General features: G+C 48.9%; 11 protein-coding genes. 5 read left to right on the top strand and 6 right to left on the bottom strand.

The annotated features are described in order from the left end of the window. Positions 1-22: 22 nt before the first annotated feature. The 4 genes from P8596_RS03110 to P8596_RS03095 all read left to right on the top strand — a co-directional run bounded on the left by P8596_RS03110 (position 23) and on the right by P8596_RS03095 (position 5972). Complete coding sequence (locus P8596_RS03110) at positions 23-1657, top strand: PTS transporter subunit IIBC (RefSeq protein WP_279725825.1); 1635 nt, start codon at positions 23-25, stop codon at positions 1655-1657. 3 nt (positions 1658-1660) lie between these two features. Then, entirely contained in the window at positions 1661-2458 is a 798-nt protein-coding gene (locus tag P8596_RS03105; RefSeq protein WP_279725824.1) for an endonuclease/exonuclease/phosphatase family protein, read from the top strand. Positions 2459-2618: 160 nt separating this feature from the next. Continuing rightward, a complete protein-coding gene (locus P8596_RS03100) occupies positions 2619-4340 on the top strand; it encodes a pyruvate oxidase (RefSeq protein ID WP_279725823.1) in 1722 nt (573 codons plus the stop codon). Positions 4341-4391: 51 nt separating this feature from the next. Further along, positions 4392-5972 (top strand): FMN-binding glutamate synthase family protein, encoded by a 1581-nt coding sequence (locus P8596_RS03095; RefSeq protein WP_279725822.1) that lies wholly within the window; start codon positions 4392-4394, stop codon positions 5970-5972. Between the two features lie 172 nt (positions 5973-6144). On the opposite strand, the gene P8596_RS03090 is transcribed toward P8596_RS03095, so the two are convergent. Together P8596_RS03090 and P8596_RS03085 are read right to left on the bottom strand one after the other, a co-directional pair. Then, positions 6145-9105 (bottom strand): carbohydrate binding domain-containing protein, encoded by a 2961-nt coding sequence (locus P8596_RS03090; RefSeq protein WP_279725821.1) that lies wholly within the window; start codon positions 9103-9105, stop codon positions 6145-6147. A 135-nt stretch (positions 9106-9240) separates the two neighbouring features. Continuing rightward, positions 9241-10266, bottom strand: a complete 1026-nt coding sequence (locus P8596_RS03085; RefSeq protein WP_254652975.1) for a LacI family DNA-binding transcriptional regulator — start codon at positions 10264-10266, stop codon at positions 9241-9243. Positions 10267-10409: 143 nt separating this feature from the next. On the opposite strand from P8596_RS03085, the gene P8596_RS03080 reads away from it, so the two are divergent. Next, entirely contained in the window at positions 10410-12095 is a 1686-nt protein-coding gene (locus P8596_RS03080) for a DUF3159 domain-containing protein (RefSeq protein ID WP_279725820.1), read from the top strand. A gap of 37 nt (positions 12096-12132) precedes the next feature. Here the strand turns inward: P8596_RS03080 and P8596_RS03075 are convergent, their stop codons facing one another. The 4 genes from P8596_RS03075 to proS all read right to left on the bottom strand — a co-directional run bounded on the left by P8596_RS03075 (position 12133) and on the right by proS (position 15593). Next, entirely contained in the window at positions 12133-12690 is a 558-nt protein-coding gene (locus P8596_RS03075; RefSeq protein WP_254652973.1) for a GNAT family N-acetyltransferase, read from the bottom strand. A 608-nt stretch (positions 12691-13298) separates the two neighbouring features. Then, on the bottom strand, positions 13299-13472 hold the full coding sequence (locus P8596_RS03070; RefSeq protein WP_156030071.1) for a hypothetical protein: 174 nt from the start codon (positions 13470-13472) through the stop codon (positions 13299-13301). A 97-nt stretch (positions 13473-13569) separates the two neighbouring features. Next, on the bottom strand, positions 13570-14139 hold the full coding sequence (locus P8596_RS03065) for a hypothetical protein (RefSeq protein WP_279725819.1): 570 nt from the start codon (positions 14137-14139) through the stop codon (positions 13570-13572). A 23-nt stretch (positions 14140-14162) separates the two neighbouring features. Then, positions 14163-15593: a proline--tRNA ligase gene (proS, locus tag P8596_RS03060; RefSeq protein ID WP_279725817.1), complete on the bottom strand. Its 1431-nt coding sequence runs from the start codon at positions 15591-15593 to the stop codon at positions 14163-14165. Between the last annotated feature and the right edge of the window lie 7 nt (positions 15594-15600).

The following is a 15600-nucleotide window of genomic DNA, read 5'->3' as shown; positions in this document are numbered from 1 at the left end:
TATCAAAGGAGGAAACGGGTTTATGAAGAATGTATTGTCATTTGATTTTTGGCAGAAGTTCGGGAAAGCATTGCTTGTAGTCGTGGCCGTCATGCCAGCTGCAGGGATCATGATTTCCCTCGGTAAGTTGATTGCCATGATGGGTGGAGACATCACATTAGTGCAAACGATTGCAAGAGTAATGGAGGATATTGGTTGGGGAGTCATCACGAATCTTCACATCCTCTTCGCCGTAGCCATCGGGGGCTCTTGGGCGAAAGAACGTGCAGGCGGAGCCTTCGCTGCCCTGATCGCCTTCATCCTGATCAACCGTATTACAGGAGCGATCTTCGGAGTGAGCGGGGATATGCTTTCTGATCCGGAAGCAACGGTCTCTTCCCTGTTCGGCCAAACGCTGGTCGTCTCAGATTATTTCACTTCGGTCCTTGGTGCGCCTGCCCTTAACATGGGGGTATTCGTCGGAATCATTTCCGGTTTCCTTGGAGCGAATCTTTTCAACAAGTATTACAACTACAGCAAATTGCCTGATGCCCTTTCCTTCTTTAATGGAAAACGTTTCGTACCATTCGTCGTGATCGTCGGCTCTGTCATTATCGCCGTCATCATGTCAATTGTATGGCCGTTCATTCAAGGGTTACTGAATGACTTCGGTCAATGGATCGCCACATCACGTAATACGGCGCCCATCATCGCTCCATTCGTATTCGGTGCATTGGAGCGTCTGTTACTGCCATTCGGTCTGCATCATATGCTGACGGTTCCGATCAACTACACAGAACTTGGCGGAACATATACAATCCTGACAGGTTCAAGCGCAGGATCGACGGTTGCGGGACAAGATCCATTATGGCTTGCCTGGATCGCCGACTTAAACAACTTCCTGGCTGCAGGAGACACGGCAAGCTACAAACAATTGTTAAACGATGTGACACCGGCACGTTTCAAAGTCGGTCAAATGATTTTATCCACAGCTGCCCTGATCGGTATCGCTTATGCCATGTACCGCAATGTGGATAAAGATAAGAAGAAAAAATATAAATCCATGTTCTTCTCAGCTGGTTTAGCTGTATTCCTGACAGGTGTTACCGAGCCGATCGAATTCATGTTCATGTTCGCTGCCCCGCTTCTATATGTTGTGTATGCGATCATGACGGGACTTGCTTTTGCGATTGTGGATATCGTTCACATCCGCGTTCACTCTTTCGGATCCATCGAGCTTCTTACCCGTGTACCGATGATCATCAAAGCAGGTCTGTGGTTAGATCTTGTAAACTTTGTCATTGCCTGCCTCGTATTCTTTGGTCTGAACTTTGCCGTTGCCAACTTCCTGATCAAGAAGTTCAACTTCCCGACACCGGGTCGTAATGGAAACTATATTGAAGATGAAGCTTCAACAGGCGGAGGGTCGGTCAGTGCCGATTCCATCGCTCCGAAAGTCGTTGCCATGCTTGGCGGGAAAGAAAACATCGTAGACGTGGATGCCTGCATGACCCGTCTTCGTGTAACGGTAAAAGACACAAGCCTTGTCGGCACGGAACAGGAATGGAAGAAAAACGGGGCACTCGGCCTCATCCTGAAAGATAAAGGCGTCCAGGCCATATACGGTCCGAAAGCAGACGTCATCAAGTCGGACATTCAAGATCTGCTGGGAGCGTAAGACATGAAATTACTGACGCTTAATTGTCACTCCTGGCAGGAAGACAACCAGCTAGGGAAAATCTCGATTTTAGCCGATGACATTGCGGAGAAATCCTACGATGTCATCGCCCTTCAGGAAGTCAGTCAGCTGATCGAAAGCGAAATCGTCCATGGCTTGGTCAAAAAAGACAATTTCGCCCTTGTCCTCCTTGGGGAACTTGAGAACCGAGGCGTGACAGATTACACACTGGTCTGGGACTTCGCTCATATCGGCTACGATGTCTACGAAGAAGGCGTCGCCATTTTGATGAAGCACCCCGTCGTGGAGGAACATCGCTTCTTCATCTCGAAAAGCCATGATCAATCCTATTGGAAAACCCGAAAAATCGTTGGGGCCACCATTTCTTATCATGGTAAGCCCCTTACCTTCTACTCCTGCCACCTCGGCTGGTGGACGGACGAGGAAGAACCATTCAAGTACCAGGTAGACTCCTTAATGGAACAGGTCACCCCGGAATCCCCTTTCTTCCTTATGGGCGATTTCAATAACAATGCCCTGGTTCGTGATGAAGGGTACGATTATCTCCTTTCCAAAGGACTCACAGATACATTCGGGGAAGCCCTTGAACGGGACAGCGGCATCACCGTCCGTGGAAACATTGCCGGTTGGGATGAGAATACAGTCGATTTACGGCTCGATCTTATCCTCTCCAGTACAAAAATAGATGTCACTTCATCCCGGGTCATCTTTAACGATGGTAATAAACCTGTCGTATCGGATCATTTCGGAGTGGAAGTGGTGTTAGCAGAAAGCAACTGATCGTGGATCGGTTGCTTTTTTTTGCGTTCGGAAAGATCTCGCGGGAGGATATCGACCTTTCTACATCTCTAGACAATTTCCGCAACCACCCTCTCCCCTCACGTTTAATAAAACCCCATCAGTGGTAAAAAATCACTATACACTAAAAGGAGGTTCAACTATGGGACATAAACTCGCAGGGCAGGCAGCTGCCGACATCATGGAACAATGGAAGATCAAGCATGTATTCGGTCTTCCAGGAGATTCCATCAATCACTTTGTCGACGTACTGCGAAGTGAAAAAGAGGAAATTGAGTTCATCCAGGTCAGACATGAGGAAGTCGGAGCACTCGCCGCCTCGTCATATGCGAAACTCACGGGAAACATCGGGGTATGTTTATCCATTGGGGGACCCGGTGCCATTCACCTGTTAAATGGCTTGTATGACGCAAAGGCCGACGGAGCACCCGTATTGGTTTTGGCCGGACAAGTCGCGACGGAAGAGCTTGGAATGGATTCCTTCCAGGAAGTTCATCTGGACCGGGTGTTTGCTGACGTTTCCGTCTACTGTGAACGGGTATCATCACCTGAATCACTTCCCGATCTCATGAATCAGGCCATCAGGACCGCTTATGCAAAAAAAGGGGTATCCGTTTTGATCATCCCCGACGACATCCCCGGGCAAAAAATCAAGAACACCATAAAAGACACGTCCAGTATCCCGGCTGCGACCATCGCCGCTCCCCTTGAACAAGATATGAAGACCGGAATGGAATATGTACATAAAGCACAGCGTCCGGTCATCCTTGCAGGTACGGGATCCAGGCATGCCGCCCGTGAACTTGAGGCTTTCGCCAAAAAAATCGCGGCTCCGGTCATCTTTACGCTTCCGGCTAAAGGTATATTCCCTGACAAGCATCCCCATAATCTCGGACAGCTCGGTCAAATCGGGACGAAACCTGCATATGAAGCCATGGAGGAAGGTGATCTTCTCATCATGATCGGTACGTCGTTCCCGTATCGTGATTTCCTTCCCGATGATACGCCCGCCGTTCAGATCGATGCGAATCCGGCACAAATCGGAAAGAGATACCCCGTTAGCGTCGGGATCGTCGGAGATTCGAACCTTGTGTTGAAACGATGGAATCAACAGCTTCCCGTCAAAGAGAACCGATCCTTTTTGGAAGAATGCCAGAACAATATGAAAAACTGGTGGAAACATGTTGAAAAAGACGAAGTTGAAGCGACGATGCCCATGAAGGCTCCTCAAGTCATTGCGGCCCTCCAGAAGATTGCAGACGACGATGCGGTCCTGTCCGTCGATGTCGGCAATGTGACCGTCTGGACCGCCAGACACTTCAAGATGACCAACCAGAAAATGATTATTTCCAGCTGGATGGCGACCATGGGATGCGGTCTCCCCGGGGCGATCGCAAGCGGCCTGGCAGAGCCTGAGCGCCAGTCGATCGCCGTATGCGGAGACGGCGGGTTCACCATGGTGATGCAGGATTTCGTCACGGCGGTCAAATACAAGCTGCCGATCATCGTCGTCATCATGAACAACCGCAAGATCGGCATGATCAAGTATGAACAGGAATCCATCGGCCACCTGGAATATGAAACGGATCTTCAGGACATCGATTTCGCCCAGTTCGCCAAAGCATGTGGAGGGGAAGGCTATCGTGTCGTCAAACATGAGGATCTTCAGCCTGCCTTTGAAATGGCAGCGAAATCCAATAAGCCGGTCATCATCGATTGTGTCATTGAAGATCAGCCACCGCTACCCGGTAAGATCAACTTCGAACAGGCAGCCGGTTATTCAAAGCATGTCATGAAGAAATTCTTCAAGAAGCATGAAGCCGAGATGCCACCGTTACGCAAGGCCATGAAACGACTATTTTAACAAAGAAGTGAGCCTGTAAAAGGGCTCCTTTTCCCTATTGGAGGAATGAAAATGAACAGCATATCCATTATTCAGTGGATTCTCCTTATCATCATCGTACTCGCACTGCTTATCCCTGCTGCCCTTATTCTTTATTTATGGATGACCGATGAAAAACAAAAGGAGCATGCGGTGTTGAGGAACTTTCCGGTTCTCGGAAAAATGAGGTACATCCTCGAGAAAATCGGTCCTGAACTGAGACAATACCTCTTTCATAATGACAACGAAGGAAAGCCCTTCTCGAGACTTGAATACACGAATACCGTCATGGCGGGTAAATACAAATCCCGGATGCTCGGCTTTGGTTCCGAGCGGGACTTCGAAAAGGAAGGCTACTACATACGAAACACCCTTTTTCCTGTCCAACGGGACGAACTCCGCATCGACAACTCACAAAAAGTAAACACCAAAATCTACAAAATCGATAAAGATAATCTGCTCAGCCGCAGGGAACACCGTGAAGAAACTGAAGCAGATCCCTTTCTCCTGAAAGACGAAGATGCCCCTGTCATCGGTGAACATACGTGCAGGCATCCCTTTACAGTGAAAGGACTCGTCGGTCAGTCCGCCATGAGCTACGGCTCCCTCGGTGAGCAGGCCATCACCGCTCTGTCGACCGGGTTGAACCTTGCTTCCGGGTCATGGATGAACACCGGTGAAGGCGGATTATCCAAGCATCACCTGAAAGGCGGAGTCGACATCATCTGCCAGATCGGACCGGGCTTATTTGGCGTCAGAACGAAGGACGGCCATTTTTCATGGGAAGAATTCAAGAAAAAGAGTGATCTCAAAGAGGTGAAAGCCTTCGAATTGAAACTTGCCCAGGGCGCAAAGACGCGCGGCGGTCACGTTGACGGAAAAAAAGTGACACAAGAGATTGCCAACATCCGTAACGTCGAGCCATGGAAATCCATCGACAGCCCCAACCGCTTCAAAGAGTTCAGCAACAACGAACAGATGTTGGATTTCATCGAACAGCTCAGGGAAGTCGGCGGCAAACCCGTCGGGATCAAACTGGTCGTCGGGAACACGAATGATATTGAAAGCCTCGCTTCCTACATGGCCACTTCCGGAAAACACCCCGACTTCATCACCGTGGACGGTGGAGAAGGAGGGACAGGTGCATCGTATCAGGAACTGGCGGCTTCTGCAGGGGTCCCAATCAAATCCGCCCTTCCCTTCCTTCACGACACCCTTGTGAAATACGGCGTACGGGACAAAGTGAAGATCTTTGCTTCCGGAAAATTGTTAACACCCGATAAGATTGCCTTTGCACTCGCCCTCGGTGCCGACTTTGTCAACATCGCCAGGGGACTGATGTTCTCCGTAGGCTGCATCCAGGCTCAAGTATGCCACACGAACAACTGTCCCGTCGGGGTTGCCACCACCGATAAGAAGTTGCAGCGGGCACTGATCGTCGAAGAAAAATCATTTCGCGTCTGCAACTACATCATCTCCCTTCGTGAAGGCCTGTACAATATGGCTGCAGCTGCGGGGATCGATACACCGACAAAATTCGGGCGTGAGCACATCGTATTCCGGGATGAAGACGGACGATTGCATCCGATCAAGCCGGAAAAAGCGATGTCCTAAGGGAAAGAAGCAGCCGAGCCGGCTGCTTCTTTTTTTGGAGGTGAAGGGAGTGGATCTTGACCGTTCTCCATTGCCGACAAAACCCGCCCCGCCCCGTCCAGACCGAGCGCTCAGTCAAGTTTATCCACAAAAAAACACAGCGCCCCCAAAACAAGACGCCGTGCCCCCACTCCTACTTCAATTCCACATTATCAATCACTACATCATGAGCACCAATCGGCGACCCACTACTCTTCCCAATCAGGAATTTAAGACTCGTGTCCTCGCCCACCGGTGGCGTAAATGTATACTCATAATGCGTCATCTCTCCACCCAGCTGAGCGACTTCTGATAAATAGCGCGTATACGCAGCATTTTCAATCGTCACTTCCATCGTCCGGTCGACTGACGAACTCACATCGAAGGAAAGGGTGTATTCCACTCCCGGCTTAAGCTTCAGTCCTTCCTGGAATAGCTGAACACCCCATATTTCGTTTCCTTCGTTTCCAATCGAGATTTTTGCCTGTCCGTCTTCAGAAGAAATACCTGCAGAAGCATCGTAATGGATGTAATTTGCCCAGAATTCTAAATCGGAATCAAACGATCCGTTCTGGATGACGTTTGCACCAGGAGGTCCCGCTTTCTTCTTTAACGAGAGGTTATCGATCTTCGCTTCATCCGTACTGCCACCCAGATCAATCACCAGCTGTGACTCCATATCCGTCACATCCGGCATCGTGAACGTCATGGCATGCTTCTCCCAATCAGCGGTGAGAGGGATCGTTTCCGTTGCGTACACCTTTTCCCCATCCTTGCTTCTCATCTCGACCTGAATATCACGACCACTTTCTGCCACTCCGTCAAACATCAATTCATATTCATTCAATTCCTTAAGCTGGATGCCTTTTTGCACCAGCCCGGCCTCTTCCGTTTCGCTGGAAGGCTTTGCTGAGAATACCCGCTCGTCAGGATCCACTCCCAAGGTTTTCCCGGAACCTGCCAGATGCCAATAAAGAAGGCGGTCAGGGAATCCCTGGTCGAACGTCCCATTATAAATAAGGTTCCCCGTCGGCAGTTCAGGTTTGGAAGCATCCGGATCCACTTCGACAGGCGGGATCTCTTCCACCCGGATATTTCCGAGCCACACAGGTAGCTTGGACAATCCGAGATTAAATTCCACACGGGCTTCCAAATCATTTTCCTCGGTCATCTGGAACACCATTTCATAGGATTCCACCCCATCTTTCAGTGAAAAAGATTCACTGTTTGAATAGGCACTGTATCCCCTCTTTTCACCCCCGCCGACTTTCACATTGACCTTCCGTGATCCGCTCGATTTTGCATCGAAGGATACCCGGTAGTAACGGCCCTTTCCGAGTGATACGTCCTGGATGAGCTGAACGGAATAAGGCTGGCTTCCCGGTTCTTCCACATCCACTTTGGCAAAATTTCTTCCCTCGATCTGATCAAGGGCTACATTGGCCTTCCCTCCAAAATCAGGGACGGTCAAGAAATACCAATAATCCGTATTTTCCACTCCCGGAATCCCGTCAACGTCTTCCCATTCCTGATCAAACCCGGTATTGTACATGAGGTTTCCGTCTTCGAGTGGCTGCTTCGCATCGTCAGGCAGTGGAGCTTGTTCAAATTCCGGCAGTTCCGGCGTTTGATACGGTCTTCCCGTCAAATCATACACACGTACATAATCCACATCCATGGATTGAGGGAACATCGTCTCTTCCGTCGGTTCACCATCGAAATTCCCGCCTATCGCAAGATTCAACAGCATATGGAAGGATTGATCAAACGGCGCAGGGTACGTGAAGTTGGCAGCGTTTCCGGTCCCTTTGCTGTACCAATTGTTCTGGGTCTGGCGGAGTTTTCCGTCCACATACCAGCGGATTTCCCCCGGCTCCCATTCAACGGAGTACACATGCTCGTCGGCAATCGTCGATCCATCTTCAAAGCTATAGTGATCACCGGTGTATTTATTATTCGGCCACGATTCCCCATAATGAAGCGTCCCGATTGCTTCACCCGGATTGCTGCCCTGGGCTTCTAAAATATCAATCTCACCGGATGCAGCCCATCCGCCATACCGGTCATCTTCCGGAAGCATCCAGAACGCCGGCCAATATCCCTTTCCAACCGGAAGGGAGGCTTTCATCTCAAATTTTCCATACGTCTTGGAAAACAGGCCCTTCGTCTTCAAACGGGAGGACGTATAGCCGTATCCTTGATAGTTTTCTTTTTTAGCCGTAATCAGAAGCTTCCCGTCTTCAGTCCGCGCATTTTCAGGACGGTCCGTGTAGTATTGCTTTTCATTATTCCCCCATCCTGAAATGAAGGTACCATTCGCATCGGTATATCCGTTTCCGATATCGAACGTCCACTTGTCGCGATCGATCTCATCCTTATTGAATTCATCATTCCACACAAGGGTCCATGGCGTGACAACAGAAGTCGCTTCACTTGTTTCTTTTCCATTCCATACGATGACGCCATCCAGCGTGGCTTTTTCGATGGAACCTTCTCCATCGATGGCCGATCCCTCCCCTGCTTTTGATACGAGGAGTTCCTTCACCACCCCATCAGGCGTAAGGGAGACATTTGAAAGCGCGTTCAATTCTAACCGCTCGGCAATACCGTCAAGCTCCACCTGAGCTTCTCCCTTTTTCCCTGTCGTGGCAATCGTATCAAATTCACCTTTCAATTCGGCATTTTTCGTTTTTACATTTGAAGCCGAGACCGTAACGTCTTGAAATCCTTCGGACGTAATTTCGTTTTCTTCCAATAACACATTTCCTTCGAGGAAGGTTTGTTCAACGACCGAATCTCCGGAAACCGTGATCGTCGACAAATGACCAGGTCCTTCAACTGAAAGACTCTTCAACTCGGAATCTGTCAATTGCACGGTATCGGGTGCCTCTCCCTTGATCAACGTCTTTCCTTGTACCGTCACGTTTTCAAGGGTAATGTCCTTTCCGGCAGCCGGTGTGATCACGAGGTCGCCTTCTATCGTTCTATCTTTTAAGGTTGAATCTTTGAGGTGAAAAGGTTTGTCTTTTTGTGGGGCCGCTTTTCCTATATTCGCGGGTGGCAGAGTCATGATGAGACATGCAGCGGTAAACGAAGTGACTGCTTTTTTTAACATGTGAACTCCTCCTGTTTTCATTTATGTCTCACGTGGGACATTTGTATATAACTATAAAACCACCACGATCGTTTGACAACATTTTTCTACCATAATGATTTCTCATACACTAAAACAAGCCCGTCCCAAAGGGGATCAGGCTTGTTTTTCTGAACAGGAATTCCTCTTGACCAAAGAAGCTTGAAAAGGACTCATCGTTTCATATGGCTCCCCTTCCACCCTGTGTATCAGCTCCTCCACTAACGCAACCGCCATCTCCACTCTCGGAACGTTCATGGTCGAAAGTGCAGGCGATGTGTATTCTGTCAGCAAAATATTATCAAAACCGATGAGTGAAACGTCCCCTGGTACATCCCGTCCCGCTTCCTTCAATGCCTTGAGGGCCCCGAAGGCGATATGATCATTGGAACAGAGGATGGCGGAAGGAAGTTCCCCCTGCCGGAGCCAATGATGAATGGCATCTTTTCCCGACTCTTCCACGAACCTGCCCGTATAGATGTACTCCGGCTTCACGCTGATCCCTGCTGCTTTCATCGCCTTTTGGTAACCATTAAGGCGCTCCACCGCTGCAGGATTGTCCTGGTCACCTGTAATGATGCCGATTTCTTCATGCCCCAGCTGAAGGAGGTGACGGGTCGCTTCCATGGCACTCACTTCATTTTCCAATACAGGCATGGGGATGGAAGGAGTACGACGGGTCACATTGTTCTGATCGAAAACCCCGACCAAAAAGTTGGCGGAAAGGATTTCATCGACGATCGACTGGACATTACTCCAGCTGATGATGATGCCTGCATCGATGCTTTTTTCCCTGTAAAGCTTCAACACGGGAGACGGATCATCCACTTCCGCCATCGTCACGAGCACCTTATACCCCCGAAGAGAGCAGGCATTGATCACCGCCCCGATCACCACGCTGTAAAAAAGATCATCGGAATAGATCCGATCCTTCCCAGGGTCCTGAATGATGAACAGCCCGATCGTATGGGTCTTTTTCTTCACCAGCCTCCGTGCTGAAACATTCGGCTGATACTGATGCTCCTCCATGATCTTCAAGATCCGCTCCCGGGTCTCGGTCCGTACCTGGGGCGAATCATTCAACACCCGCTGCACCGTCTTCCGCGACACCCCGGCTAGCTTCGCTATATCAAATATATCCATACTTTCCTCCTGAGTGGTTACTTCTTCCTATTATAACGGATGATGAGTGGGTTTGGTATGCGGTAAAAAACAATTGAAACCTCCCCGCCCCCTCATCCGTATATACACTATAAACAGAATCACAACCTTGAAAGGGGAACACTATGGGAAACATCTTACTATTTTCATTGATTGTCGGATTGGTCATGGCCTTATTGCTCGTACCGATGGCCGTCATGAAAAAACAAAATAAAAAAGAGGGATATCCTTCCTTCCCGGCACTATTTGGAGCCACCTTACTCATCACGACTGTTGTAGTATTCGTCTTCTATTATCTTTCGAATCTCGATCAGAACTTCACGAGCATATGGATCCTCCTGATCATCGCCTCCGGATTCGGGGCCGCATTTGCCACGGGGAAAGAGCGGATGGTAAAAGGGATTCTGTTCCTGGCGAGCATCTTTGTCGGTGCTTACTTCCTGACCGCGTTCGTCTTCAATGCCGATGAGAAATTCGAATCGGCGAAAATGGATGTCAAAACAGAGATCCAGGCTTTTGATGAAAAGGAAACGCCTGCAAGCGTCCCTCCTCAATTCGCCCGTAACAAAATGAAGAAAGCATTCGGCCAGGTTCCGAATACAAGCTATTATGAGCTCGGCAACCTGCAGATCCAGAAGGTGGACGGTGAGTATGTCTACATCGCACCTGTAGAATTCTCCGGTTTCTTCAAATGGTTCAAAGGGGATTCGACACCCGGGTACTTCAAACTGAGTGCCACGGATTCAAACGCCAACCCTAAATTCATCAAAGAAGAAATGGTGTACACACCTTCTTCGTACTTCAATAAAAAAGTGGAACGTCATATCCGCTTGAACTATCCGAAGGAAATCTTTAACGGGGACGTCCAGCTTGAAATCGACGATGACGGGAAACCATTCTATATCCAAACGTACGGAAACTTCATCTCAGCCCGTAACGGTTTCGATGTAAAAGGAATCGTCATGGTCGACCCTCAGACAGGTAAAACGAAGTCCTATGCCATCAAAGATGTACCGGCGTTCATCGACGGCGCGGTTTCTCCTGAAACGGTCAGCCTTCAGAATAGCTATTTCGGTAACTATGTGAAAGGTTTCTGGAACAGCCGCTTCGGTAAATCGGACGTGAAACTGCCATCTGATGAAGGAACAGAAGCAAACGTGAGCCCTATTTTTGACGAAAATGGTGACATGTACTACTTCACCGATTTCACATCGCCAAAAGAAGGCGTCGATTCCATGCTCGGCTACTCCCTGACGAACTCAAGGACGGGTAAAGCGACATTCTACACAGGAAATCTGGAAGAATCGTACATGGATTCACAGGGCGCCCTGCAAATCATCCAGAAGAAATTCATCGAGAAGAAATGGGACGGCGAAATGCCTGTGCTCTATAACTTCTACGGTGAAGCAAGCTGGCTGACACCGGTGCTTGACGCGAATGGTTTCTTACAGAACTACTTCATCGTCTCAGCCGCCAACCCGGAAATCTCAGCGTATGCGAACACGCCGAATCAGGCATTGAAAGCTTACAAAACCGCTCTTCAGCGCGGAGGCGGAAGCGTCGACGGCAGCTCGAAAGCCGAGGAGAAACAAGCAAACGGTACAGTCGTCCGGGTCTACAAAGAAAAATCCGGTGACTACACCGTCGTGTCCTTCCTCTTGGATAACGGAAAAAATTATATCGTTTCTTCCGAAAACAGCTTACTTGCCATCTACTTGAAGGAAAATGATAAGGTCAACGTCACGTATATGGATACAGGAGAAGCCTTCCTCCCTGTAAAAGAGATGACGATCGAAGGATTACAACAATAATCGAAAGGCCGGAATCAAAGATGATTCCGGCCTTTTTCTATTCCCCCGCATTCACATAATACACCAGATTATCCGTCCACTCTCCAAATTCATAAATGAACCCTTTTCGTGTACATTCATACTCCATGCCCACGGCTTCCGCAAGTCGGATTGAAGGCGTATTGTCCAGATTGATATGGGCTTCGATGCGGTGAAAATTCAATTTCACGAATGCTAGCTGCAGGGCTGCCTTCATCGCTTCCTTCCCGTAACCACGATTCCAATAACGATTATGTATCGTGTAGCCCGCCCTGCCCCAGTTGAAGTTGTACCTCATGAGCGTCGAGAAATCGATCGTACCGATGTTGGCGCCATTTTCTTTCAGGAAGATCCCGAGGATATACACCTGATCCCCCTCGATCATTTCGTCATGTTTCTCAAGCATCTCCCTGAACCAGAACTCCGTGCACTCACTCATATCCTGATAGCCGACATCATATTTATGCTGTGACGGGAGCCTGTTCAGATGTTCCCTCAACCAGTTTTCATAATCCTGATTCACGAAGGGCCTGATCACCAACCGTGGTGTTTCAATGGTTAAGTCCTTATGCTTCATCCTCTGCGCCCTCCTTTATATGTATTACGTTAATAGTACCAACCACCTAAGAAGATTGGTAGTTCTTTTCTCAAAATTGTTGTTTACTTACATAGGAACTCCAAGGCTCTGTCTATGTGTGAGTGCGATAGATGGTGATGGGAACGGCTTCGCTTTCCGGCGGACGAACGGCCAAGCCTCCTCAGCTTTCGCTTCCTGGGTCTCGGCACGCCCGTTTTTCCGCAGGAGTCTACGCCGTTCCCATCACCATCTTGAAGAGATACCGTGACAGAGCTGAGTAGAGAATAATGAATGAATTTGCATCTTACTATTAGCTACAATTGGCCACTCCACACTGTGAAAAGGTGTTTTCTCGAAGTGTATGCTAGTAGATTAGTCCTTAATCCCCGTAAAGTTGATCCTCGCTGCAGGTGCTCGACTCCGACGGGAATAGCGGGAAAGTTGAGACCCCACAGGGCAAAGCCCGAGGAGGCTCAACTCACGCCCCGCGGAAAGCGAGCACCTGCAGTGGAAATCAACCACCACTCGCTTCCTTAGCAACAAAGTATGCGAAAAGAGCCTTTTCATAAAAACGGAAGGCGCCTCTCTACGGAGAAACGCCTTCATCGTTATTTCTCATTATTCCACTCTTCCTCTAATTCCTTCTCGATTTCCTCATCGGATAAATACTCCTCATCCAGCTGCTGAACATGCTCGGTGATCCGGTTGAGCTTGGAATGCACGATCCATAGGCTGATTACCACGAATACCATGAAAAAAATGACGATGAGTCCCACATCCATATTAATCGACGCCTCCTTTACCTATATTTATTAAGTAAACATAGAAAAAAGAAGACTTTAGTCAGAAAAAGTCCGGAAAGGTCCGAAAGTCCCCTGCTTATCCGGAACTGACGTAATACCAGTGTTTATCGAGCTTCTCAAGCTCAATAAAATCTCCCCCAAAGTCACCTGACAAAGGTTTATTCCCTGAAGTAGAATAGACAAATCCGGAGAAGCTGTCCAGTATGCCACGAAAGGTGAAAAAGAGAACCAGCATTTCATCATTCCTCTTCTCTACCAATATATCTCCGCCACCCCTTGATAACGTTTCATATTCTTCCGGGAGGTGTATAACCGAATCATTGTATGGAACGTTGGGTGTAATGGCACCTTCCTGCACTTTCTTTACCACTGTCTCCCGATCGGCACGGTTATTCTCATAGTCCATATTCAGAACGACCTTGGTAAACGGGAAAAAGAAAAGAAAAATCACAGTCAAAGATTGGAGGATTAATGCTTTCCATTCCCTTCTCTTAAAAACGGCAATGATGGAAAACACGATTGTGACAAGGAAAAAACCTCCTGCCATCAACCAAAGAAAAGGCATCAAAAACGGTGTCAGGATGTGGATGAGGTGCCACTGAAAAAAAGCCAGTGCCACCAACATCACACTGCTGACTAGGGACAAAAGGAAAATGATACTCCCCTTCCTCAATACGCCTTCGCCCAGTAGACCAACTGTTTCGCATCCTTCTCACAGCACACGCACGTATCGGACACCTGCTCCTGTTCAAACGGCATGCATCGTGATGTGGCACTCGTTTCTTCCTTGATTTTATCTTCACAGGCACGGTCTCCGCACCACATCGCTTTGATGAAACCGCCTTTTTCATTCACCGTCGTTTTGAACTCATTAAACGTTTTGGCGACCGTCGTTTTTTCTTCGCGGTGTTCTCTCGCTTTTTCCAATAGATTGCGTTGGATGTCTTCGAGGAGCGCTGCCACTTTCCCTTCCAGCTCTTCCATCGTGACCGTGATTTTTTCCCCGGTATCACGTCTCGCCAGAATCACCTGCCCGTTCTCGATATCCCGCGGACCGACTTCCAGGCGGAGTGGAATCCCCTTCATTTCATATTCATTGAATTTCCAACCCGGCTTTTTGTCACTGGCATCGATCCCGACGCGGGCAACACCTGCAAGCTGTGTCTTCAGGTTATAGGCAAAATCAAGGACACCTTCTTTATGCTGGGCGATCGGCACGATCATCAGCTGGGTCGGAGCAATTCGTGGCGGCACGACAAGTCCGCGATCGTCCCCGTGCACCATGATCATGGCCCCGATGATGCGGGTGGTGAGTCCCCATGATGTTTGCTGAACATATTGAAGCTTGCCGTCACGGTCCGTGAACTGGATGCCGAATGATTTCGCAAATCCGTCCCCGAGATGATGAGACGTTCCTGATTGCAACGCTTTCCCGTCATGCATTAAACTTTCGATCGTGTACGTATATTTCGCACCGGCAAATTTCTCTTTCTCTGTTTTCTGACCTTTGATGACTGGAATCGCCAGCATCTCTTCACAAAGCTCTGCGTATACTTCGAGCATCTGAACCGTTTCCTCATGAGCATCCTGATCGGTCTCGTGACATGTATGGCCTTCCTGCCACAGGAACTCAAGCGTTCGGAGGAACGGACGGGTCGTCTTTTCCCAGCGAACCACATTCGCCCACTGGTTGTAGAGCTTCGGCAGGTCCCGGTAGGAATGGATGATGTTTTTATAATGCTCACCGAATAACACTTCGGACGTCGGACGCACGCATAGCCGTTCCGCTAACTCCTCATCACCGCCATGGGTCACCCATGCGACTTCCGGAGCGAATCCTTCGATATGATCCTTCTCTTTTTGCAGCAGGCTTTCCGGTATAAAAAGGGGCATATACACATTTTCATGCCCGGTTTCCTTGATTTTCGCATCAAGGGCATCCTTGATGTTTTCCCAGATTGCGTATCCGTAAGGTCTGATGATCATCGAGCCCCGGACGCTCGAGTAGTCGATCAGCTCCGCCTTCGTCACGACATCGGTGTACCACTGGGCAAAGTCTTCATCCATGCCCGTTACATCTTTTACAAATTCTTTAGCCATTTGAGAG

The sequence above is a fragment of the Rossellomorea sp. DA94 genome, from assembly GCF_029834455.1.
Lineage (GTDB): Bacteria > Bacillota > Bacilli > Bacillales > Bacillaceae_B > Rossellomorea > Rossellomorea vietnamensis.
Note: the sequence above shows the minus strand (reverse complement) of the source record. Positions and strands in the feature narration are given on the sequence as shown.

Coding starts and splice junctions, on each gene's coding strand:
- P8596_RS03110 (WP_279725825.1), top strand. CDS start 23: ATGAAGAATGTATTGTCATTTGATTTTTGGCAGAAGTTCGGGAAAGCA.
- P8596_RS03105 (WP_279725824.1), top strand. CDS start 1,661: ATGAAATTACTGACGCTTAATTGTCACTCCTGGCAGGAAGACAACCAG.
- P8596_RS03100 (WP_279725823.1), top strand. CDS start 2,619: ATGGGACATAAACTCGCAGGGCAGGCAGCTGCCGACATCATGGAACAA.
- P8596_RS03095 (WP_279725822.1), top strand. CDS start 4,392: ATGAACAGCATATCCATTATTCAGTGGATTCTCCTTATCATCATCGTA.
- P8596_RS03090 (WP_279725821.1), bottom strand. CDS start 9,105: ATGTTAAAAAAAGCAGTCACTTCGTTTACCGCTGCATGTCTCATCATG.
- P8596_RS03085 (WP_254652975.1), bottom strand. CDS start 10,266: ATGGATATATTTGATATAGCGAAGCTAGCCGGGGTGTCGCGGAAGACG.
- P8596_RS03080 (WP_279725820.1), top strand. CDS start 10,410: ATGGGAAACATCTTACTATTTTCATTGATTGTCGGATTGGTCATGGCC.
- P8596_RS03075 (WP_254652973.1), bottom strand. CDS start 12,690: ATGAAGCATAAGGACTTAACCATTGAAACACCACGGTTGGTGATCAGG.
- P8596_RS03070 (WP_156030071.1), bottom strand. CDS start 13,472: ATGGATGTGGGACTCATCGTCATTTTTTTCATGGTATTCGTGGTAATC.
- proS (WP_279725817.1), bottom strand. CDS start 15,593: ATGGCTAAAGAATTTGTAAAAGATGTAACGGGCATGGATGAAGACTTT.